Source organism: Mesorhizobium loti, assembly GCF_013170705.1.
Taxonomy (GTDB): domain Bacteria; phylum Pseudomonadota; class Alphaproteobacteria; order Rhizobiales; family Rhizobiaceae; genus Mesorhizobium; species Mesorhizobium loti_D.
Genome location: NZ_CP033334.1, coordinates 6012852 through 6034627 on the forward strand (window position 1 = coordinate 6012852; position 21776 = coordinate 6034627).

Annotated in this window: 19 protein-coding genes; 4 read left to right on the top strand and 15 right to left on the bottom strand. The window is 63.7% G+C overall.

Going from position 1 to position 21776, the window contains the following annotated elements:
* Nucleotides 1-19 precede the first annotated feature (19 nt).
* Nucleotides 20-1219 carry a 2-aminoethylphosphonate--pyruvate transaminase gene (locus EB815_RS29520; protein WP_056564766.1) on the bottom strand — a complete coding sequence of 400 codons (1200 nt, stop codon included), beginning with the start codon at nt 1217-1219 and terminating at the stop codon, nt 20-22.
* A 133-nt stretch (nt 1220-1352) separates the two neighbouring features.
* On the bottom strand, nt 1353-3068 hold the full coding sequence (locus EB815_RS29525) for a Na/Pi cotransporter family protein (RefSeq protein WP_056564770.1): 1716 nt from the start codon (nt 3066-3068) through the stop codon (nt 1353-1355).
* Nucleotides 3069-3222: 154 nt separating this feature from the next.
* Between EB815_RS29525 and EB815_RS29530 the strand changes: the two genes are divergently transcribed.
* Nucleotides 3223-4092: a LysR substrate-binding domain-containing protein gene (locus EB815_RS29530; protein ID WP_056564771.1), complete on the top strand. Its 870-nt coding sequence runs from the start codon at nt 3223-3225 to the stop codon at nt 4090-4092.
* Here the strand turns inward: EB815_RS29530 and EB815_RS29535 are convergent.
* From EB815_RS29535 to EB815_RS29595, 13 genes are all read right to left on the bottom strand, one after another.
* Entirely contained in the window at nt 4089-6566 is a 2478-nt protein-coding gene (locus tag EB815_RS29535) for a GcvT family protein (protein WP_056564775.1), read from the bottom strand. The genes EB815_RS29530 and EB815_RS29535 overlap by 4 nt on opposite strands.
* A 77-nt stretch (nt 6567-6643) precedes the next feature.
* Nucleotides 6644-7438 carry a DeoR/GlpR family DNA-binding transcription regulator gene (locus tag EB815_RS29540; RefSeq protein ID WP_056565732.1) on the bottom strand — a complete coding sequence of 265 codons (795 nt, stop codon included), beginning with the start codon at nt 7436-7438 and terminating at the stop codon, nt 6644-6646.
* 85 nt (nt 7439-7523) lie between these two features.
* Nucleotides 7524-8231: a GntR family transcriptional regulator gene (locus tag EB815_RS29545; protein ID WP_056564778.1), complete on the bottom strand. Its 708-nt coding sequence runs from the start codon at nt 8229-8231 to the stop codon at nt 7524-7526.
* 99 nt (nt 8232-8330) lie between these two features.
* Nucleotides 8331-9332, bottom strand: a complete 1002-nt coding sequence (gene doeB / locus EB815_RS29550) for a N(2)-acetyl-L-2,4-diaminobutanoate deacetylase DoeB (RefSeq protein WP_081294756.1) — start codon at nt 9330-9332, stop codon at nt 8331-8333.
* Between the two features lie 5 nt (nt 9333-9337).
* Entirely contained in the window at nt 9338-10516 is a 1179-nt protein-coding gene (doeA, locus tag EB815_RS29555) for an ectoine hydrolase DoeA (RefSeq protein ID WP_056564785.1), read from the bottom strand.
* Between the two features lie 89 nt (nt 10517-10605).
* On the bottom strand, nt 10606-11598 hold the full coding sequence (locus EB815_RS29560; RefSeq protein ID WP_056564789.1) for a cyclodeaminase: 993 nt from the start codon (nt 11596-11598) through the stop codon (nt 10606-10608).
* Nucleotides 11595-12581 (bottom strand): hydroxyectoine utilization dehydratase EutB, encoded by a 987-nt coding sequence (gene eutB, locus EB815_RS29565; RefSeq protein WP_056564792.1) that lies wholly within the window; start codon nt 12579-12581, stop codon nt 11595-11597. Before eutB ends, EB815_RS29560 begins: the two co-directional genes overlap by 4 nt.
* A gap of 5 nt (nt 12582-12586) precedes the next feature.
* Nucleotides 12587-13366 carry an ectoine utilization protein EutA gene (gene eutA / locus EB815_RS29570; protein WP_056564796.1) on the bottom strand — a complete coding sequence of 260 codons (780 nt, stop codon included), beginning with the start codon at nt 13364-13366 and terminating at the stop codon, nt 12587-12589.
* 3 nt (nt 13367-13369) lie between these two features.
* The gene (gene ehuD, locus EB815_RS29575; RefSeq protein WP_056564800.1) at nt 13370-14029 is read right to left on the bottom strand and encodes an ectoine/hydroxyectoine ABC transporter permease subunit EhuD; all 660 of its coding nucleotides are present in this window, start codon (nt 14027-14029) and stop codon (nt 13370-13372) included.
* A 33-nt stretch (nt 14030-14062) separates the two neighbouring features.
* Nucleotides 14063-14722, bottom strand: a complete 660-nt coding sequence (gene ehuC, locus EB815_RS29580) for an ectoine/hydroxyectoine ABC transporter permease subunit EhuC (RefSeq protein WP_056564803.1) — start codon at nt 14720-14722, stop codon at nt 14063-14065.
* 66 nt (nt 14723-14788) lie between these two features.
* Nucleotides 14789-15640: an ectoine/hydroxyectoine ABC transporter substrate-binding protein EhuB gene (gene ehuB, locus EB815_RS29585; protein WP_056564808.1), complete on the bottom strand. Its 852-nt coding sequence runs from the start codon at nt 15638-15640 to the stop codon at nt 14789-14791.
* Nucleotides 15641-15719: 79 nt separating this feature from the next.
* Complete coding sequence (gene ehuA, locus EB815_RS29590; RefSeq protein ID WP_056564810.1) at nt 15720-16505, bottom strand: ectoine/hydroxyectoine ABC transporter ATP-binding protein EhuA; 786 nt, start codon at nt 16503-16505, stop codon at nt 15720-15722.
* A gap of 125 nt (nt 16506-16630) precedes the next feature.
* Complete coding sequence (locus EB815_RS29595; RefSeq protein WP_056564813.1) at nt 16631-18016, bottom strand: PLP-dependent aminotransferase family protein; 1386 nt, start codon at nt 18014-18016, stop codon at nt 16631-16633.
* 83 nt (nt 18017-18099) lie between these two features.
* Here EB815_RS29595 and EB815_RS29600 point away from each other — a divergent pair, with 83 nt between their 5' ends.
* The 3 genes from EB815_RS29600 to EB815_RS29610 all read left to right on the top strand — a co-directional run bounded on the left by EB815_RS29600 (nt 18100) and on the right by EB815_RS29610 (nt 21770).
* Nucleotides 18100-18591 (top strand): Lrp/AsnC family transcriptional regulator, encoded by a 492-nt coding sequence (locus EB815_RS29600; protein WP_056565735.1) that lies wholly within the window; start codon nt 18100-18102, stop codon nt 18589-18591.
* A gap of 130 nt (nt 18592-18721) precedes the next feature.
* Nucleotides 18722-20215, top strand: a complete 1494-nt coding sequence (locus EB815_RS29605; protein WP_056564816.1) for an NAD-dependent succinate-semialdehyde dehydrogenase — start codon at nt 18722-18724, stop codon at nt 20213-20215.
* Between the two features lie 175 nt (nt 20216-20390).
* The gene (locus EB815_RS29610; RefSeq protein WP_056564819.1) at nt 20391-21770 is read left to right on the top strand and encodes an aspartate aminotransferase family protein; all 1380 of its coding nucleotides are present in this window, start codon (nt 20391-20393) and stop codon (nt 21768-21770) included.
* Nucleotides 21771-21776: the final 6 nt, after the last annotated feature.

Sequence of the window (21776 nt, forward strand, 5' to 3'; positions counted from 1 at the left end):
ATCCTCGAAATCGGCCGCGTCAGGCGGCGAGTTTGGCGCGCTCGGCGATTGCCGCGGCGGGTGGGGCGGCGGTGTCGACGCCCATTTCCTTCAGAGACTGTGCCGCCGCCTCGACGACGCGGCGCATCACATGTTCGTCCATCTGGCCGATGCAGCCGACGCGGAAGGAATCCACGACCGTCAGCTTGCCCGGATAGATGATGAAGCCCTTGTCCTTCATCAGTTCGTAGAAACGATCGAAGGCGAAGTTGGCGTGGGCCGGATTGAAGAAGGTGACGATGATCGGCGACAGCCAACGGTCTTTCAGCAGAGTCTCGAAGCCAAGTTCGCGCATGCCGGCGACCATGACATCACGGTTCCTGGTGTAGCGGGCGCCACGGCCGGCGACGCCGCCTTCGGCCTCGTGCTGGCGCAGCGCTTCGAGAAAAGCGGCCACGACATGGGTCGGCGGGGTGTAGCGCCATTGGCCTGTCTTGTTCATGTGCGCCCACTGCGCATGGACATCGAGCGACAGCGAATGGCTGCGGCCCTTGGCTGCTTCAAGTTCGCTCTTGCGGGCGATGATGAAGCCGAAGCCTGGCACACCTTCGATGCATTTATTGGCGGAGGAAACCATCGCCTCGTAGCGGATCTCGTTGACGTCGAGCGCAACGGCGCCGAAGGCGCTCATGGAATCGACCAGCAGCTTGCGGCCCTTTGCATGGACCGCTTCGGCAATCTCGGCGACCGGGTTGAGGATGCCCGAGCTGGTCTCGCAATGGATGGCAATGACATGGGTGATGGCGGGGTCCGCATCGAGAGCGGCCGCCACCTCGTCGCCGCGTGGCGGCAGGTAGTCGCCCTTGTCGATCAGCGTATAGGCGCGGCCGAGATATTGCATGGTCTGCGCGGCGCGTAGGCCGTAGGCACCATTGGCCAGGACCAGAACCTTGCCGTCCCTGGGCACGAACGAGCCGAGCATCGCCTCCACGCAGAAGGAGCCGCTGCCCTGCATCGGCACGCAATCGAACTCGTCGTTCGCGTCACCGGTCAGTGCCAGCAGGCGGCGGCGCAAGTCTGATGTCATGGCACGGAAGTCGCCGTCCCAGGATCCCCAGTCGCGCAGCATGGCCTGCTTGACCGAATAGGCCGTGGTGAGCGGCCCCGGGGTCAACAGATACGGCTCGCCCAGCGCCGGCCTGGCCAGCGGCTCCGCGGCAAATTTCGTCTCGGCGAGCATGGTGTCCTCCGACAGATCGCTGCTTTTTGATGTGGCCTCATTCTTGGCCCGAACGACATATTTGTAAAATCGTTATTTTGTATCGAAGTATCGATTTAGGCGATGAGCTTCTTTGCCGGTTTCATGGAGCAATTCAGCCTTGCCACGCCACGGCGGACGCCATCTCGCCTGTCGCCTCACTGCCCCTTGCCAGCCGGCTCTCGAGCAGATCGCCGCTCTGCGTCAACAGGGGGTAGGCGACCGAAGCCATCAGCGAGTTGATTTCCTTCAGTGCCCTGACCGCCTCCAGATGGATGTCGCTGGTGTCGATGCTTTGCGGCATTCCCGACTGCAGGCGCTTGAGATGACGGTCATGGCTCATGCGTTCCAGCTTGCGCATCCTCTCCTTCTCGACGACGAGTTGCCGCGCCGAATCGAGATCGCTCGATACCAGCACGTTGAGCGCAAGCTGCATGTTGGCCATGACACGGTTATGAAGCCCGGCCAGTTCGCTCCAGCCATCGCGCGAAAAGCGCAGGTTCTTGTCACGCAATTCCTGGGTGAGCACGAGCAGGTTCTTGGCGACGATGTCGCCGGCGCGTTCGAGATTGATGGCGAAGTCGGTGAGTTCGATGCCGCGCTGGGCCTCGGCCGCGGTCATGCTGCCGCGATTGACCTCGGCAATGTAGAGCTTGATCTCGGTGTGGGCGCGGTTGACCTCGTCATCGAGCTTCTGCACCTGTCGGATCTGCTCGGCAGCGCCGGCATCGAAGAAATCCATCACCGGACGCAGCATCACCTCCACGACCTCGCCCATGCGCAGCAACTCGCGCGTCGCACTGGCCAAAGCAAGGCCCGGTGTGCGCATGACGCTGCGGTCGAGCGCGCTGGCACGACGCGACATGAGGTCCGTGTCCTCGCCTGCCTTTGCCGGCGGCTTGTCGGCGATCAGCAAGGTCACCAGCCGCTCCATCATGCCGGTGAAGGGCAGGCAGCAGACGACCAGTGCCAGATTGAAGGCGAGATGCAGATTGACCAGTTGCCGGCCTTCGGTTGCGCCGAACATATCCGTCGGAAACGCTACGGCCTGAAGCGCAAACAAGGCGGCGAGCGCCGCCGTGCCACGAAAGATCAGATTGCCGAGCGGGACACGACGCGCCGCGACGGCCTCGCCGCGCGTCAGCCACACCGCGATGAGCGCACCGCCGCAATTGGCGCCGAGGATGAAGAACAGACCGACCTCGACGGGCAAAACGCCTTGCGCGGCGAGTGTGACGAACAGCAGGACCGCCGCCACACTGGAATGGATCAGCCATGTGAACAGGGTCGCCGCGGCAAAGGCGGTGAAGTAGTCGGCGCGCAAATAGGAAATCACCAGCGGCAGCAATGTGCTCTGCCGCATTGGCGCGGTCGCCTCGCCGATCATATGCAGCGACAGCAGAACGAAGGCCACCCCCATCAGGATGCGCCCGCCTTGCCTGATGCCGCGCGCCTCGAACTTCAGGAACATCGCTCCGCCGACCAGGATCAACGCCGGCACCAGCCAGCTAAGGTCGAACGACAGCACCTGTACGACCAGCGCCGAACCGAGGTCGGCGCCAAGCAGGATGGGCAGCCCTGATGACACCGACACCATGCCGCTGGCGGCAAAGCCGGTCGTCAAGATGGCGACGGCGGTGGAGCTTTGCAGCAGTACCGCAAGCAGCGTGCCGACACCCGCCGACCTGATCCGGGCGCCCCGGGTTTGTCTCAACGCATCGCGCAGTACGGGGCCGCAGGCTCGCTCCACTCCGGTGCGCACCATGCGCACCGCCCAGAGCAGCAGCATGACGGCGCCCGCCAGATGCAGCAGGATGATGGAGAATTGCATGGCCGTGCCTCCGTCGCCAACGGCCGGCAGGGACGTCGACCCATCCTCAGGCTGATGGCGGGCTGAACATAAGTCAAATCGTTCGTTTCTATCTTTTAGTTAGTGTGCCTTATGCTAAGCTGTCAGCGATCCCAGGGTCTCGGAGGCACAGAAGATGCGCTACGTTCAGCTGCGGGCCTTTCACCAGGTGGCCATCTCAGGTGGTTTTTCGCGCGCCGCCGAAGCGCTGTTCCTGACCCAGCCCGCCATATCGGATCAGGTGCGCAAACTGGAGGAAGAGTATGACGTTCTGCTCTTCAACCGAAACAAGAAGCAGGTCACGCTGACCCATTCGGGCCAGAAGTTGCTCGAGATAACCCACCGCATGTTCGATACCGAGCAGCAGGCGCTCGAATTGCTGACGGAGTCGCGCGCGCTGCGTTCCGGCACGCTGCGCATCGTCGCCGATGCAGCACACCATTTGCTGCACATCCTCGGCAGCTTCCGGGCTCGCTATCCCGGCGTCCAGGTTTCGGTGCGCGCCGGCAACACCGAAACGGTGATCAGCAGCCTCTACAGCTACGATGCCGATATTGGTGTCCTGGGCGAGGTGCCGACCGGGCGCGATTTCGAGGTGCTGAAACTGAATTCGACACCGATCATCGCCTTCACCTCCATCGACCATCCGCTGTCGGACAAGAAGTCGCTGACGCTGAAACAACTCGCGCAGGAACCACTTGTCATGCGCGAGCGCGGTTCGAAGACGCGCCAGAAGCTCGAGGACCTGGCCGCGGCGTCGAAGGTCGAACTCAGGCCTGTGATCGAGGCGGAGGGCCGCGAAGCCGTCCGCGAGATCGTCGCCTCGGGTGCCGGCATCGGCTTTGTCTCGGCGGCCGAGTTCGGCCAGGATTCGCGTCTGGTGGCGATCGCCATCGACGCGCCCGAAACCCTGATGGACGAAGCGCTGATCTGCCTGCGCGAGCGTAGCGGCGGCAAGCTCGTGCGTGCCTTTCTCGACATGGCGCGCTCGATGTCGGCGGACTAAGCGGCGGCCCTGATCTCCAGCGCATCCGCCTTCACCCGCTCCGACTTCGGATCGTAGGGGCTGCGCAGATGAGCCATGGCGGCATGGCGCACACCGGCAAGGTCGATTTCGAAACGGCCGTCGGTGAGGAACGCGGCATCGACGCCGGCTTCGTTTTCGATCAGCCCGAGCGCCACCGAGCGGCCGAGCGTGTGGCCGTAGGCGGCTGAGCGAACCTCGCCGACAGGCTTGCCGTCGCGCAGGATCAGTTCGCCGCCCCACAACATCGGCTCGGCATCGTCGAGCGTGAACAGCACGATGCGCCTGGCCGGTGCCGCCGACGGCTTTGCCTTGACCAACGCCTCGTGGCCTATGAAGCCGCCCGGCTTGTTCATGGCGACAGCGAAGCCAAGCCCGGCCTGCCAGGGATTGATATCGGGCGTCAATTCCCTGCCCCAGGCGCGAAACCCCTTTTCGATGCGCAAGGCGTCGAGCGCGTAGTAGCCGGCATCCAAGAGGCCGAATTCACGCCCCGCTTCATGCAGCGCCTCGTAGACGCCGACGGCGAATTCGGTCGGCACGATCAGTTCCCAGCCGAGTTCTCCGACATAGGTCATGCGATTGGCATAGGCGGTGGCGTAGCCGATATCGATCTCGCGGATGGTTGCGAAGGGGAAGCCGGCATTGGAAAAGTCCGCTGACGACAATTTGCCAAGCAGATTGCGTGAACGCGGCCCCATCACAGCCAGCACCGCATAGGACGAGGTGACGTCGGTCAGGATCGCATGGGCATCGGATGGGATATTCTTGACGATCCAGTCGGCGTCGTGGACCGCCTGCGCCGAGCCGGTGACGATAAGGAATTTCTCCGTGGCAAGCCGCATCACGGTAAGATCGCTTTCATAGCCGCCGCGCGCGTTGAGCACGGCCGTGTAGACGGAGGTTCCCACCGGCACATCGACATCTGCGGCGCAGATCCGGTTCAACACCGCACAGGCATCGCGGCCCTGGACGAGCAGCTTGGCAAATGAGGTCTGGTCGAAGATGGCGACCGCTTCACGCGTCGCCTTCATCTCGCGCTTGACTGCCTCGTGCCAGTTCTGGCGGCCAAAGGCGTAGTCGTTCTCGGCCTTCTCTCCCGGGGCGGCGAACCAGTTGGCACGCTCCCATCCCATCTTGGAGCCGAAGCAGGCACCCTTGACGGCGAGCCGGTCGTAGAGTGGTGAGCGGCGGAACGGCCGTGCGGTATCCAGTTCGCGGTTCGGCCACGGCATGGCGTAGTGCAGGCCGAGCGTCTCCTTGACCCGGTCATGCAGCCAACGCGGATTGTTGTTGAAGGAGGCGAAGCGCCTGATATCGACCGGCCACAAATCCATGGTCGGCGCGCTGTTGACGATCCATTCGGCCAGCGCCCTGCCCGCGCCGCCAGCGCTGGCGATGCCCATCGAATTGAAGCCGGCGCCGACATAGAAATTCTTCAGTTCCGGCGCCTCGCCCAGGATGAAATTGTTGTCCGGCGTGAAGCTCTCGGGGCCGTTGTAGAATTTCTTGACCTCGGCCTCAGCCAGTTGCGGTACGCGGACGAGCGCGTTTTCCATCAGGATCTCGAACTGGTCCCAATCGTCGGGCAGCAGCGCGAACTCGAAGTTTTCGGGAATGCCGTTCATGCCCCACGGCTTGGCATGCGGCTCAAAGCCGCCCATGACAAGGCCACCGACCTCCTCCTTGAAGTAGATGAAGCCGTCGGGATCGCGCATGACTGGCAGGTCCGGATGCACACCCTCGATCCTGCCGGTGACGATGTACATGTGCTCGGCCGAGTGCAGCGGCACCGAGACACCGCACATCAACCCGACCTTGCGGGCCCATTGGCCGGCGCAGTTGACGACGATCTCGGCGGCGATGTCGCCGCGATCCGTTTCGACGCCGCAGGCAACGCCGTTCTTCACGCTGATGCCGGTGACCTTGACCCGCTCGAATATTCTGGCGCCGCGGTTGCGCGCGCCCTTGGCCAGCGATTGCGTCAGATCCGTTGGATTGGCCTTGCCGTCGCCCGGCAACCAGACGGCGCCGACCAGATCGTCCGTCGCCATCACCGGCCATAGATCTTCGGCTTCCCTGGGCGAGATGACATCGATCTCCACCCCTTGAGCACGGGCCGAAGCGGCCGTGCGCTTCAGCACTGTCATCCGGTCGGCGGTACGCGCCACCGACAGCGAGCCACAATTCTTCCAGCCTGTGGCAAGACCGGTCTCGGCCTCCAGTTCGCTGTAGAGCTGCGTGGAATAGCGGATCAGGCTGGTCATGTTGGAGTGGCTGCGCAACTGCCCGACCAGGCCGGCGGCATGCCAGGTGGTGCCGCCGCTGAGTTGGCCCTGCTCGAGCAGGACGACATCGGTCCAACCAAGCTTGGTCAGATGATAGGCGACCGAACAGCCGATGATGCCGCCGCCGACAATGACGACACGTGCCTGGGTTGGAAATTCATGTGCCATGAGCGTTCCGCCATGTGAGGGATGGCCGGCACATTAGCACAGGAAAGTCAAATATCAACTCAAAAAGTCACAAAATATCACATCAACATCGCCACGATGAGTCCGGGCCCCTTTTGCGAAAGCGCTTCGACAAGCGCCGGTTCGGGACTGGCGTCGACGATCACTCCGGCAGCGCGGTCGAAGTTTGGAATCCTGAGCGGCGTCAGCTTGCCGAACTTGCTGCTGTCGAGCACGAAATAGGCCCTGCCGGCGAGCGCGATCATACGGCCACGCTGCTCGGCCCCGGCGCGAGTGAAGTCGGTGACCTCTCCGTCCGGCGACAGGGCACCGCCGCCCAGAAAGGCGATGTCGACGCGAAAGCGCGCCATGGCATCGAGCGTGTCGATGCCGGAAGCCGCTTCCTCGCCCGGATCGATCTCGCCACCCAGCATGTGGACGCGCATGCCGGGGACATGGCACAGATGCAGCGCGATCTTCAGGCTGGCGGTGCAAATTGTGAGGTCGCGCAAGCCAGCCATGGCCTGCGCGACAGCAAAAGTGGTGGTGCCGGAATCGAGGAAGACAACCATTCCGTCCTTGATCAGGCCGGCGGCCGCCTTGCCGATCGCCGCCTTGCCTGGGGTATTTTCCTGGCTGCGCAGGCTCATCGCCGGTTCACTCGGCTCGAAGCGGGCGGCACCGCCATGCACGATGCCGAGCCTGCCCTGGTCCGCAAGCAGCTTCAGGTCACGGCGGATGGTTTCGCGCGAGACATCGAAGAACTCGGCCAGTTCGGCGACGCTGACGGAACCCTGGGCGCCCAGCCGCCTGAGGATCTCGTCGTGGCGGCGCGGGGCAAGGGCGCGCGCCGGCAAGTGACTGACGGGAGACATGGCGATCCTCGCGGAGGGCATTGATGTTGCAATATGTGGCAGTGAACGGATATTGACGCAACTGCACTTGGCGTACCGGTTTTGATCAGCCCTCGGTACTGCCTGCCGAGGCTCGTATTTTTCGCGACAGACCGCCGCCCTCTATCGCTTTGACGAGTGTCTCGCTTCCTTCGCGCAGATGTCGCCGCAGAATGCTTACGGCCACCTTGCCGTCATGCCGGCGGCAGGCGGCCAACAGGTCGCGATGCTCGCTCTGCGAGCGCGTACGATAGTCGAGGTTCGACAAGAGGATGCGGACATAGCGATCGGCGGCGTTGTGATGCGCCTCGATCAGGCCAAGCAGGCGCTGGTTGCCGCAGGCATTGTAGAGCGACAGATGAAAGGTGCGGTTCAACGCGCCCCAGCGGCCGACATTGCGCTCCGCATCGATCTGGTCGAGCGCCTGTTCGGCCTCATCGAGCTTGCTGTCCGACAAAGCCGGCACGGACAGCCGCAGCGCTTCGCACTCCAGCAATTCGCGCACGGCGTAGATCTCGCTTATTTCGGCGCCGTCCATCCGGGCGACATGCGCGCCCTTGGTCGGGTGAATGGAAACAATACCCTCCGCCTCCAATTGGCGAAGGGCGTCTCGAATCGGCATGCGGCTGAAGCCGAACTGCTCGGCCAAGTCGTCCTGGCGCAGCGCGGTTCCCGCCTTCAGCGTCCCGCTGGCTATGGCCTCGCGCAGGACATTGGCAACCTGTTCCGCCACGGTCTGCGGCCTCTCAATCAGGCCTTCGGAAAATCCGCGCAATCGATGCTCCCACCTCGGATGGCATCAGCCTAGTGGAAAAGCATCGAGGATATAAGTATCCTCGTGTACAGGATTGGGCTTGGCCGGGAACCGCTTTGATCAATCGACCCGCACGGCAACCACCGCCACGCAGTCGCCGGCCTTGACCAGGCCTGGAAAATGCCGCGCCGCCAGCATGCCCGACATTTTTGCCCAGATTTCCTGCGGGGCGACGCCGGTGCGGCCAACGGAATGGATGCGCGCCAGCACCGAGCCTTCCTGGACGGACTCGCCGAGATCGACCATGGTCTCGATCATGCCGTCGTCCTCGGCGAAGGAGAAGCAATCGCCGGACGGCATGTCCAGCCACTGAGTTCTGCCCTTCTCGACCGCACCAGCAACAATGCCGGCATGGCGCAGCACATTGAGAATGCCGCGCCGCGCGATACGCACTGTTTGCGCGCGTGAGGTGCCGCCGCCGCCAAGCTCGGTGCTGACGAAGACCTTGCCCATTTCCTCCGCCGCCGTGTCGTACATGCCGACGGAATCGATCTCGATCATGCGCATCGAGAACGGGGCAGAGAATGCCGCCACCGCATCGAAGGCTTTCTGCTCGAGCGCCTTGTCGAGCAAAGTGTGCGCGGCGCAGAACGGGACGAAGTCCAGCGTCTTTCCACCAGAGTGAAAATCGAACACGATGTCGGCGCGGGGCAGCAATTCGCGCTGGAAATAGTCGGCGATCTTCTCGGTCACCGTACCATCCGGCCGGCCGGGAAAGCTGCGGTTCATGTTGCCCTTGTCGATCGGTGATGTCCGGGTGCCGGCTCTGAAAGCCGGGTAGTTCATCGCCGGCACGATGATCACCGTGCCACTGACTTGCGCGGGATCGAGCGTACGGGCGAGATCGTAGAGCGCCAGCGGCCCTTCATACTCGTCGCCATGGTTGCCGCCGGAAAGCAACGCCGCCGGTCCCTTGCCGTTGCGGATGACGCAGATCGGGATCATCACCGAACCCCAGGCAGAGTCGTCTCGGCTGTAGGGCAGGCGCAGGAAACCATGCTGGACACCGTCGCGGTCGAAATCGACGGTCGGTGCGATCGGCGACGGGCGGAGGCTGGACAGCGGGCTCAATTCTTCACCACCAGTTTGCGCGGCACATTGGCCAGGCACTCTACACCGGTTTCGGTGATCAAGATGGATTCGGTGATTTCCAGACCCATCGTCTCCAGCCACAAGCCGGTCATGAAGTGGAAGGTCATGCCGGGCTTGAGTTCGGTGCGGTCGCCGGGGCGCAGGCTCATTGTGCGCTCGCCCCAATCCGGCGGATAGGACAGGCCGATCGAGTAGCCGGTGCGGTTGTCCTTGACGATGCCGTATTTCTTCAGGACGGCGAAGAAGGCGTTGGCAATGTCTTCACAGACGTTGCCGGGCCTTGCGGCCGCCAGGCCCGCCTCCATGCCTTCCAGCGTCGCGTTCTCGGCATCGAGAAATTCCTGTGTCGGCTTGCCGAGGAACACGGTGCGCGACAGCGGGCAATGGTAGCGGTTGTAGCAGCCGGCGATCTCGAAGAAGGTACCCTCGCCCCGCTTCATCGGCTGGTCGTCCCAGGTCAGGTGCGGCGCCGAAGCGTCCACGCCCGACGGCAGCAGCGGGACGATCGCTGGATAGTCGCCACCGATACCGCCAACGCCCCGCGTGCCGGCGTCGTAGATCTCGGCGACGAGATCGCATTTGCGCATGCCGACTTCAATCTTGTCGACAATGCGCTGATGCATGGCTTCGACGATGCGGGCGGCCTTGCGCATATAGTCGATCTCGGTCGGGCTCTTCACCGCGCGCTGCCAGTTGACCAGGGCGGTGGCATCGACGAAGCGGGCATTGGGCAGATGCTTCTGCAGCGACGCGAACGCAGCGGCCGAGAACCAGTAATTGTCCATCTCGACGCCGATGGTGAGCTTGCCCCAACCGCGATCGATCACCACGCTTGACAGGAAGTCCATCGGGTGGCGCTCCGTCGACTGCACGTAGTGATCGGCGTAGCCGATGATGTTGTCATGCGCGAGATAGGCGGTGCGTTTGGCGCCATTGGCGTCCTGGCCTCGGCCATACCACACCGGCTCGCCCGAAGGCGGCACGATGACCGCCTGGTGTACATAGAACGACCAGCCGTCATAGCCGGTCAGCCAGGCCATGTTGGAGGGGTCGCTGATAACAAGGAGATCGACGCCCTTGACCTCCATGGCTTTCCGCGTTTTCGCGAGGCGATCGGCAAATTCGCCGCGCGAGAATTTCAGGTTTGGTTGCATTGTTCTTGGTCCTCGTTTGTGGGAGCTTGAGCACGATCCTTTCGGAAAACGGGTTTCCACTTTTCCGGATCATGCTCCTGCGACCAGCGTCAGCTTTCAAAAATGGTTCCGGAGTTGGTCGCCCGCGCGCGGTCGCGGGCGAGCGTGGCGATCGCGGTGTCCTGCACGCCAGTGCCGGTCAGGTCGGCGATGGTGATGTCGCTGGCCGAGCGCCGGCCATGTTTGACGCCGGCGATGACCTGGCCGAGTTCAATGACTTCAGCATCAGCCGGCATCACTCCCGCCGCGATCGCATGGTGGAGTTCGCCCAGCCGCCGTGTCTGGCGGGCGCTATCAGCGACATAGAGATCGGCCATGCGCAGGATCGCCGGCGCGATCTCGTTCTTGTGCTCGGCATCCGAACCCATGGCGGTGATGTGCTGGCCGGCGGACACGAAGCCGGGCTTGATCAGCGGCTCGGTCGACGGCGTGGTGGTAACGATGATGTCGGCGCCGGCGACGGCGCTTGCCGCGTCGGGCTCGGCGCGCACGACAATGCCCAGTCTTTCGTGCAAGCGGGCAGCGGCGGCTTCGGCCTTGGCGGCGTCGCGCGCCCAGATGCGGGCCTCCTTGATCGGCCTGACAAGGCGCAATGCTTCCAATTGCAGACCTGCCTGCAAACCGGCGCCGAAGATCGCCGCCACGGTGGAGTCCTCGCGCGACAGATGTTTGGCCGCGACCGCACCGGCGGCGGCGGTGCGGACATCGGTCAGGTAGCCGTTGTCGAGCAGCAGCGCCTCGACCACACCGGTCTTTGCCGAAAGCAGCACCATCATGCCGCCGCCGCTCGGCAGGCCGAGTTTTGGATTGTCGAAGAAGCCGGAGCCGATCTTGACGGCAAAGCCGTCGATACCGGGTACGTAAGCGGACTTCACGTCGACTTCGCCGCGATGCTCGGGGATGTCGAGCCGCAAGATTGGCGGCATCGCCACCGGTAGAGTGGCAAGTGCGCGGAAAGCGTTCTCGACGCAGGCAACGGCATCGAGATCGAGCGTCACGATCTTGCGCAGCTCTCTCTCGGTGAGGATCGTCATCCGGCTCATGCGGCACGCTCCGCGATCGCCTCACCGCAGATGATCTTGCGGTGCGCGTTCATGTCGATGTTGCGGCCGGAGAGCAGCACCACCACCGGCCCCTTCGTCTTGACCTTGCCGGCGAGCAGCGCGGCGATGCCGACGGCGCCGGCGCCCTCGACGATCTCGCGCTCCCGCGCATAGGCGTGGCGTATGCCGGCGGCGATCTCGTCCTCGCTGAGCAGGATGACGTCGTCGAGCAGGTCGCGGCACATGGTGAAAGTCAGCCTGTTGTCGAGGCCGATGCCGCCGCCGAGCGAATCCGCCAACGTCGGCAATTCCTCCACCAGCACAGGCCGGCCGGCATCAAGGCTCGCTTTCATCGCGGCACCCCGCGCCATCGACACGCCGATGATTTTTGTTCCGGGGCTGACACCCTTGACGGCGGCAGCTACACCGGAAGCCAATCCGCCGCCGGAAAGTTGCACCAGTACGAGACCGGCATCAGGAACCTGCTCGATCATCTCCAGCCCGAGCGTGCCTTGCCCGGCGATGATGGCGGGATGATCGAAGGGCGGCAGCATCACCAGTCCCTCCCGCGCCACCAGCCGCTCGACCTCCTGCTGCGCGTCGTCCTGGCTGTTGCCGACGATGCGGACCTCGGCGCCGAGCCGGCGGATTTCGTCGAGCTTGTTCCGGGGCACCAGACGCGACATGCAGATCACGGCGCGCATGCCTTCGAGTTTCGCCGCATGCGCCAGTGCCCGGCCGTGATTGCCGGTCGAGGCGGCAACGACGCCCCGCGTCTTCTCCTCCGCGCTGAGCGACGCGACGGCATTCGAGGCGCCGCGCAGCTTGAAGCTGCCGGTGGTCTGGCGGTGCTCGAGCTTGAGGTAAACCGGCACGCCAAAGCGTTGCGAAAGGCTTGGGGACGTCACGGTTGGCGTCCGCTCGACCTTGTTGTGAATTCGCTCGCGCGCGGCATGGATATCGCTGAGGGTCACTGTCGCCATAGTCGTCAGTCGCGCGGCAAAGGCAGCGTCATCAGACGGCCGAATTCAGGGTGGGCTGTGTCATCGCCACACAGCCGCAAACAATTCCAGGCACTGGCCTGGTTGCTGGTAACCACCGGGCGACCGATCGCCTTTTCCATCCCTGTGACCGCAAGCGCGCCGCGCAGCGCCGTGCAGGATACAAACAGGGCGTCGGCCTGTGGGTGAGTCACTTGCCGCGTAAGATCGACAAGCGCCGCTGGCGGAATCCGCGCCATCTCGCGATCGTCCTCGAAGCCGAGACAGGTGAAGCTGGCGATCTCGAAACCACGCGCAGCGAAATACGTCGCCATCGGCCTGGAGGTTTCGACCGTGTAGGGCGTCAGGATGCTGATGCGACGCACGCCGAAGGCGTTCAGCCCGCGCACGCCTGCCATCGGCGGCGTGACCACGGGAATGCCTGACTTGGCGGACTGAATCGCCGCCTCGATCTCGGCATCGCCGATCACCACCGAGGCCGAGGTGCAGGAATAGCAGATCGCGTCGAGCTTCTCGCCGGGCAGGATCAATGCCGCGCCTGCCGTCAGCGCCGGCTGCATCTTGCGCAGGTTTTCCGGCGTCGTCGGATTGGCATAGGGGATGCGCGCGACATAGACGCCGATCCGATCGCTTGCCACCATGCGGCGAAAGTCCGGTTCGCTGGTGTGATCCGTGGCCAGGATGATCAGGCCGATACGCTTGTCGAGCGGACGATCGTCGAGCAATGGCCGCTTCGGATGGACTGTGATTTCGGGCAAGGGTTTCATCGGTTACCTCTCGATCTTGCCGTAACGACGCTCCAGCCAGCGCAGCAGCACGACCGAACAAAGACTGATGGCGAGGAAGAAGGCGCCGACCAGCGTGATCGGCTCCAGATAACGATAGTAAGTGTTGGCGACGCTTTTCGCCTGGTTCATCAATTCCAATACGGTGATCGCAGAAAGCAGCGGCGTCTCCTTGAACATGGCGATGAAATAGTTGGCCAGCGCCGGGATCATCGGTGGGATGGCCTGCGGGATGATGATGTGCGTCCAGGTCTGCCGGGCGTTGAGGTTGCAGGCCTTGGCGGCCTCCCACTGGCCGCGCGGCACATTGTCGATGCCGGCGCGGTAGACCTCCGCCGTGTAGGTGCCGTAATGCAGCCCAAGCCCGATGACGCCGGCAACGAGCGGCGGCAGAAGAATGCCGATGTCGGGCAGCACGTAGAAGATGAAATAGAGCTGCACCAGGAGCGGTGTGCCGCGGATGAATTCGGCCGCCCAGCCGACGCTACGCGACAGCACCTTGTTGGGCGACCGGCGCGCCAGCGCAATGCCCAGCCCCACGATCGCCGCCAGCACCGAGCCGAGCAGCGTCGCCAGTATGGTGATCTTCACCCCCTGGATCAGCGTCGGCAGGATCTGCCGGACAAAATCCCAATCCCAATCCATCAGCGAACCTTTGCCATCAGCGCGCCCCGACCATCAGACACGCACTCCGTCGAGGCCGCGCGCCATGCGGCGCTCCAGCGAGCGCACGCCCCATGAGATGAGCAGCGCCAGGATGAAATAGATGACCAGGATGGTGGCGAACGGCACCATGGTATTGCCGGTCTGTGCACGCACCACCTGCGCCTGGAAGGTGAGATCCGCGAGCGAGATCAGCGAGACCACCGAAGTCGCCTTGAGCAATTCGATGGCGTTGTTGCCGAAGGTCGGCAGCATCACAAGAAACGCCTGCGGCAGGATGACGTGGCGCAGGCCTTGCCAACGGCCGAGATTGAGCGCGATGCAGGCTTCATGCTGTTCGCGGCCGATCGATTGCACGGCGCCGCGCACCACTTCGGCGGCATAGGCGCCGACATTCAAGCCGAGTGCCAGCACGCCGGCTTGCAGCGGGGTCAGTTCGAAACCCACCAAGGGCAACACGAAATAGGCGAAGAACAGCTGCACGAAGATCGAGGTACCGCGGAAGAACTCGATGTAGGCGGTGGCGAGCGCGCGCAGCACGAGGAAGCGCGACAGCCGTCCCATGCCGGCAAGAAAGGCCATGATCAGGGCAAGCACCGACCCCATCAGCGTCAGCTCGATGGTGACAAGCGCTCCCTGCAATATCAGGCCGAAATAGCCGGACCACTGGGTCATGTAGGTTCCAACGTTGGCGTTTAGCTTCCTTCTCCCCGCCTGCGGGGAGAAGGAAAAAGAAGGCGCCTACTTCGCCGCGCAGAGCTTGTCGCGCGTCGTCGACATCGCGGCGGCGGCCGAGAAGCCGTAAGGCTCGATGATCTTGGCGAACTCGCCCGACTTCTTCATCTTGGCGAGTTCGACGTCGAAGGCATCGCGCAGCGCCTCGTCGCCTTTCTTGAAGGCGGCGCCGTCGCAATACACCGGCGCGCCCTGCACCGGCGCGATGACCTCTAGGTTCGGATCATTGGCCTTTTTCATCAGATCGTTGATCGACAGGACCGGCAGCGAATACGCGTCGATGCGGCCGTCCTGTACCATCTTCAGGCCGCTCTGGCCGTCCGGCACGACGATGACACGTTCGCGCGGCACGCCGGCGTTGAGCGCCAGTTTCTCCTCGGTGCCGCCGCCGGGCGCGCCAATGGTGGCGGACGTGTCCTTGGCGACGTCCTCGTAGCTCTTGAAGCCCTTTGGATTGCCCTTTTTCACCAGCATCGCCTCGGCATCGCACAGCACGGGTTCGGAATAGGCAACCGCGGCGCAACGCTCCGGCTTCATGAACAGGCCGGCGGTGACGACGTCGAAGCGACCGGCCTGCAGGCCGGGGATCATGGCGCCATATTCGGAAATCGAGGCAACGACATCGGCGACACCCAGCCGCTTGAATATCTCGCGCGCCACGTCGGGCGCGGCTCCCGAAACCTTGCCGTCGGCGGCGACCGCCGTATAGGGCGGTTCATTGGCGATGGCGAGGCGGGCGAAGCCCTGCGACTTGAGCTGCTCGAGCTTGCTGTCGTCGGCCGAGCCCGGAATCGAGGCGGCCAGCACCGCCGTCAGTGCAAGGCCGGCGACGCCGGCCAGAATGCCAAGTTTCTTCATTGTTCCCAACTCCTTGTTTCTTGGTTTTGTCATTTGGTTTTGATTGCGGGACGGCTACGCCTTCCCGCAGGCATGGCGGTCAGACGCGATGTCCGGCCGCGATGATCTTCTTCAGGAAGCCTTGCGTGCGCTCCTGCTTGGGATGGCGGAAAATCTCGTCGGGCTTGCCTTCCTCGACGATCTTGCCGCGATCGAAGAACAGCACCCGGTCAGCGAAGTCGTGGGCAAAGCCCATCTCATGAGTGACCAGCAGCATGGTCATGTCGGTCTCGGCGCAGAGTCGCCACAAGACGTTCAACACCTCCTCGACCAGCTCCGGATCGAGCGCCGATGTCACCTCGTCGAACAGCATGATCCTGGGCTGCAGTGCGAGCGCCCTGGCGATCGCCACGCGCTGTTTCTGGCCGCCCGACAGCTGCGCCGGCATCGCCTTGGCCTTGTCGGCCATGCCGACCATGTCGAGCAGTTCTATCGCCCGCTTCTCGGCGGCGGCGCGCGGCGTGCCCTTGGTCAGCATCGGCGCCAACGTCACATTGTCGATGACGCTCTTGTGCGGAAACAGGTTGAACAGCTGGAAGACCATGCCGATCTTCTGGCGCATCCTTGCCAGATGCCGCTCGTCGGCCGGCAGCAACTGGCCGTTGCGCTCCATGTGGTAGAGATGCTCGCCCTCGATCTGGATGTGACCGCCGTCGATGCGCTCCAGCGTCATCAGGATGCGCAGGATCGTCGTCTTGCCCGAGCCGGAGGGGCCGATCAGCGCCAGCTTCTCGCGCGGCATGACCTGCATCGACAGGCCGTCCAGCACCTTGAAGGCGCCGAAGCTCTTCGAAATGGCATCGACCTTGATGATGGGTGCGGACAAATGAATTTCCCCGTCCTGGAGAAGCCTGTGCCCTTAACGATGCGGAACGCGCCAAATCATGTCAATTGGGAAAATAATATCATGACAATTATTCTGATTCCGCACAATTTCGAAGCATGGGCGGCCTAAATCGCCAGCAGCAGATGCTCCGGATCGCCAAGCAAGAGCTTGGTGACAACGCCGAGGCCGGCGCGCAGTTCCCCTTCGGTGGTCGAGCCCAGCGAGATACGGACAGCCGGATGCCACGGCGCATCCGAAATGCGGAAGGACGTGCCAGGCGCGATCGCCACGCCCTGGAGCCGGGCCTGGGCGACAAAGCCCTCCTCGGCGCGGTCGTCGGGCAGTTGCAACCAGACGTGCAGCCCGTCGCGCCGGGCGCGATAGTCGATCCCGGCAAGCACCTCGGCCGCGATATCCTGCCGCCGCCGCAGGGCCGTGCGCTGCCAGCGGACGAGTTCCATCGCGGTGCCGTCGGTCACCCATTTGGTGGCGATCTCGGCCACCAGCGGCGTTGCCATCCAGTTGGAGACCAGGTGCCGGTTGGCGACGGCGGCGACATAGCGGTCGGGCGCGGCGAGATAGCCGATGCGCAGGCCGGGCACGGTGATCTTGGTGAAGGAGGTGACGTAGAGCGTGCGCTCCGGGGCAAAGGCGGCGACCGGCGGCGGCCGGTCCTCGACCAGCGGCCCCAGCACATCGTTCTCGATGATGGCGATGTCGTGCTTGCGCGCGACCGCGGCGATCTCGGCGCGGCGCCCAGCATCCATCAGCGTTGCCGTAGGATTGATCACCGAAGGCTGCACAAACACGGCGCGGATGTCGGAAAGCCTGCAGGCCTCGTCCAGCGCTTCCGGGATCAGGCCATTATCGTCGATCGGCAGGCCTTCGAGGTTGAAGCCGAGATAGCGCGCCAGCGGCACCAGGGTATGATGGCCGATCGCCTCGGTGGCGACGGTCGATCCCGGCGGCGCCACACTCATCAGCGCCACTGTCATGCCGGCGGTGGCGCCGTTGGTCAGGCTGATATTCTGCGCGGAGGCATCCAGCCCGCAAAGTTTCAGCCATTCGACCGCCACGGCACGGTGGCGCGGAAACACCATGTTGGGCCGGAAGGATAGCGCCGAACTCGACGGCAGGTTTTCGGCGAGCCACCCCAATGCCTGCTTCAGCCGCTCCAGATGCATCGGCTCGCAGACCGGCTTCAGGATGGACAGGTCGATGACCTCGCCAAGACGCTCCGGCAGGTAGGGTGGCTCCGGTTCGCGGCGCTGCGTCTGGACGAAGCTGCCACGGCCGATCTCGCCCGAAATCAGGCCGCGCCGGATCAGCTCCTCATAGGCGCGGCTGACCGTTTGCACCGACAGTTTGAGGTCATCGGCCAGCCGGCGATGCGTGGGCAGACGGGCGCCATTAGCGAGACGCCCGTCATGGATGGCGCGCGCGAACTGATCGGCCAGCGATTGATAGGCTGGCCGCCGGATGAGCGCGGGATCTGGTTGCCACAATGTCATGACTTATTAGAGATCGAAATCAGTGCAATTGACAATCGAAATAATGCGCCCTCATGGTACCGTGGACGAAAAAGTGGGCTCTGATGACCGCAGCGAAACTCGACGCTATCGACCTCAAAATCCTCGACGCCATCCAGCGCGACGGGCGCATCACCAAGCTGGCACTGGCCGAGCAGGTAGGGCTGTCGCCGACGCCGTGCTGGATGCGGCTGCGCAAGCTGGAAAAGGCCGGTATCGTTGCGGGCTATCACGCCCGGATCGCCATGCGCGTCGTGGCGCCGGTGGCCACCGTGCTGATGGAGGTGACGCTGGCCAGCCACCGCCAGGCCGATTTCGACCGCTTCGAGCGCGTCATCCGCGACATCCCCGAGATCGTCTCCTGCTGGTCGGTGGGTGGCGGCGTCGACTATCTGCTGAAAGTGATGGCGCGCGACATCGACGCCTACCAGCGGCTGGTCGACGGGCTGCTCGAGCGCGAGATCGGAATCGATCGCTACTTCACCTACATCGTGACCAAGACGGTGAAGGAAGAGATCGCGCTTCCCATCGCCGAGTTGCTGCCGGCGTCACCGTAGTACCGGAGAGATCGTCTGCCGGGACGGTGCAATAGAGAGAATCTCTCTCCTTCCGGGTGCCCAAACAGCCTCTCTGTCTACGCATGGCGGATAGTCTTCCCGCATCAGTCCGAACCGGGAGGCCTCGACCATGTCCGCGCATTTCGCCCGCTCGCATCGCCACGAAGCGCTCGACCGCCTAGCCGACCGCCGGCTGCTGCGCGAGCTCGCCTATGTCGACGGCCACTGGACGGCGAGCGAGGCCGCCGAAAGTTTCGAGGTCACCGATCCGGCGACCGGCACCACCGTTGCCTTCGTTGCCGCGCTGGATGCACGGCAAACGACAAAAGCGATCGATGCCGCCGCACGAGCCTTTCCTGCCTGGCGGTCGCTGCTGCCGCAGGAGCGGTCAAGAATCCTGCGAAAATGGTTCGAGCTGATCATCGCAGCGAAAGATGATCTGGCTTTGCTGATGACCTTGGAACAAGGCAAGCCGCTGCAGGAATCGCTGGGCGAAATCGACTACGCCGCCTCCTTCGTCGAATGGTACGCCGAGGAAGCCAAGCGCCTCAACGCCGAGAGCGTCACCAGCCATCTGCCGAACGCGGAAATGATGGTGCGACGCGAACCGCTCGGTGTCGTCGGCGTCGTCACGCCGTGGAATTTTCCGTCGGCCATGTTGGCCCGCAAGGCGGCCGCCGCCCTTGCAGCCGGCTGCACCATCGTCGCGCATCCATCCTCGGAAACGCCGCTGTCGGCGCTGGCGCTGGCCGAACTTGGCGAGCGCGCCGGCCTGCCGGCCGGGGTCTTCAACATCGTCACCGGCAAGGCCGCGACGATCGTCGGGCGGATGTGCGAGGATCCGCGAATCCGTGCCATGAGCTTTACCGGCTCGACCGAGATCGGCAGGCTGATCGCGGCACAGAGTGCGCCGACGATGAAGCGGCTGGTGATGGAGCTTGGCGGCCACGCGCCGCTGATCGTCTTTGCCGATGCCGATCTGGACAAGGCCGTGAGCATCGCCATCGATGCCAAATTCGCCACATCGGGCCAGGATTGCCTTGCCGCCAACCGCATCTACGTCCAGCGTCCGCTCTACGATCGCTTCTGCGCCGCCTTTGCGAGACGCATCGAGGCGCTGCGGACCGGTAATGGCCTCGCCGAGAAAACCGACATCGGACCGCTGATGCATGAGCGCGCGGTCACTAAGGTCGAGGAGCAGGTCGCCGATGCGCTTGCCCATGGCGCGCGCTGTCTCACCGGCGGCAAGCGCCATCAGGCCGGGCCATTGTTCTACCAGCCGACACTGCTGGCCGACGTCACCGATGAGGCGTCGATCATGCACGAAGAGACCTTCGGGCCGGTCGCGGCGGTCGCGCCCTTCGACAGCGAGGACGAGGTCATCGGATGCGCCAACGCCACCGAATACGGCCTGGTCGCCTATGTCGTGACAGAGAACGGCGCGCGCCAGCAGCGCATGGGCCGCGCGCTCGACTACGGCATGGTCGCCGTCAACCGCGTCAAGATCACCGGCGCGCCGATCCCGTTTGGCGGCGTCAAGCAATCCGGCATCGGCCGCGAAGGTTCGCGCCATGGGCTGGAGGCTTTCACCGATCTGAAATATCTCTGTCTGGACGTAGCTTAAGATGTGTCGATATTCAGGTGATGCCGGCCTGCAAATGCCAGGCTTCTGCGCTTCCGGTGCTCACGTACTTGAGTACGCTCCGCTCCGGTTCTCGAAACCTGACATTTTCGGCTCGGCCTGACCTGAATCTCAACACATCTTAAGTCGCGTTCGCTTTCCTCAAGGAGTCAGAAAAATGCTCGACCAGTCCAACGAACTCGCCGCCTGGGATCGCGACCACTTCTTCCATCCCTCGACGCATATGGGCACGCATGCGCGGGGTGAGAGCCCGACCCGCATCATGGCCGGCGGTGAAGGCGTCACCGTGTGGGACAACAATGGCAAGAAGAGCATCGATGCCTTTGCCGGCCTCTATTGCGTCAATGTCGGCTACGGCCGCCAGAAGATCGCCGATGCGATCGCAACCCAGGCTAAGAACCTTGCCTACTATCATGCGTATGTCGGCCACGGCACCGAGGCCTCGATCACGCTTGCCAAGATGATCATCGACCGCGCGCCGAAGGGCATGTCGAGGGTCTATTTCGGCCTCTCCGGCTCGGACGCCAACGAAACCAACATCAAGCTGATCTGGTACTACAACAATGTGCTGGGCCGGCCGGAGAAGAAGAAGATCATCTCGCGCTGGCGCGGGTATCACGGCTCGGGCGTGATGACCGGATCGCTGACCGGGCTCGACCTGTTCCACAACGCCTTCGACTTGCCGCGCGCGCCGGTGCTCCACACCGAAGCGCCGTACTATTTCCGCCGCGCCGACCGCTCGATGAGCGAGGAGCAATTCTCGCAGCACTGTGCCGACAAGCTCGAGGAGATGATCCTGGCCGAGGGTCCTGAAACCGTCGCCGCCTTCATCGGCGAGCCGATCCTCGGCACGGGCGGCATCGTGCCGCCGCCGGCCGGCTACTGGGAGAAGATCCAGGCCGTGCTGAAGAAGTATGACGTGCTGCTGGTCGCCGACGAGGTGGTGACGGGTTTCGGCCGGCTGGGCACCATGTTCGGCTCCGATCACTACCGCATCAAGCCGGATCTGATCACCATCGCCAAGGGGCTGACCTCGGCCTATGCACCGCTTTCGGGCGTCATTGTCGCCGACAAGGTGTGGAAGGTGCTGGTCGAAGGTTCCGACAAGCTCGGCTCGCTCGGCCATGGCTGGACCTATTCGGCGCATCCGATCTGTGTTGCCGCGGGCGTGGCCAATCTGGAACTGATCGACGAGATGGATCTGGTGACAAATGCCCGCGAGACCGGTGCCTATTTCCGAGCCGAACTGGCAAAGGCCGTCGGTAGCCACATGAATGTCGGCGACGTGCGCGGCGACGGCATGCTGGCGGCGGTCGAGTTCGTCGCCGACAAGGACGACCGGGTGTTCTTCGATGCTTCGCAAAAGATCGGTCCGCAAGTGGCGACGGCGCTTGCCGCCAGCGGCGTCATCGGCCGCGCCATGCCGCAGGGCGACATACTCGGCTTCGCGCCGCCGCTCTGCCTGACGCGCGAAGAAGCCGACATCGTGGTGGCCAGGACCGCCGATGCGGTGAAAAGCGTGTTTGCCAATCTCTAAGATCGA

Coding starts and splice junctions, on each gene's coding strand:
- EB815_RS29520 (WP_056564766.1), bottom strand. CDS start 1,219: ATGCTCGCCGAGACGAAATTTGCCGCGGAGCCGCTGGCCAGGCCGGCG.
- EB815_RS29525 (WP_056564770.1), bottom strand. CDS start 3,068: ATGCAATTCTCCATCATCCTGCTGCATCTGGCGGGCGCCGTCATGCTG.
- EB815_RS29530 (WP_056564771.1), top strand. CDS start 3,223: ATGCGCTACGTTCAGCTGCGGGCCTTTCACCAGGTGGCCATCTCAGGT.
- EB815_RS29535 (WP_056564775.1), bottom strand. CDS start 6,566: ATGGCACATGAATTTCCAACCCAGGCACGTGTCGTCATTGTCGGCGGC.
- EB815_RS29540 (WP_056565732.1), bottom strand. CDS start 7,438: ATGTCTCCCGTCAGTCACTTGCCGGCGCGCGCCCTTGCCCCGCGCCGC.
- doeA (WP_056564785.1), bottom strand. CDS start 10,516: ATGCAACCAAACCTGAAATTCTCGCGCGGCGAATTTGCCGATCGCCTC.
- EB815_RS29560 (WP_056564789.1), bottom strand. CDS start 11,598: ATGAGCCGGATGACGATCCTCACCGAGAGAGAGCTGCGCAAGATCGTG.
- eutB (WP_056564792.1), bottom strand. CDS start 12,581: ATGGCGACAGTGACCCTCAGCGATATCCATGCCGCGCGCGAGCGAATT.
- eutA (WP_056564796.1), bottom strand. CDS start 13,366: ATGAAACCCTTGCCCGAAATCACAGTCCATCCGAAGCGGCCATTGCTC.
- ehuD (WP_056564800.1), bottom strand. CDS start 14,029: ATGGATTGGGATTGGGATTTTGTCCGGCAGATCCTGCCGACGCTGATC.
- ehuC (WP_056564803.1), bottom strand. CDS start 14,722: ATGACCCAGTGGTCCGGCTATTTCGGCCTGATATTGCAGGGAGCGCTT.
- ehuB (WP_056564808.1), bottom strand. CDS start 15,640: ATGAAGAAACTTGGCATTCTGGCCGGCGTCGCCGGCCTTGCACTGACG.
- EB815_RS29595 (WP_056564813.1), bottom strand. CDS start 18,016: ATGACATTGTGGCAACCAGATCCCGCGCTCATCCGGCGGCCAGCCTAT.
- EB815_RS29600 (WP_056565735.1), top strand. CDS start 18,100: ATGACCGCAGCGAAACTCGACGCTATCGACCTCAAAATCCTCGACGCC.
- EB815_RS29605 (WP_056564816.1), top strand. CDS start 18,722: ATGTCCGCGCATTTCGCCCGCTCGCATCGCCACGAAGCGCTCGACCGC.
- EB815_RS29610 (WP_056564819.1), top strand. CDS start 20,391: ATGCTCGACCAGTCCAACGAACTCGCCGCCTGGGATCGCGACCACTTC.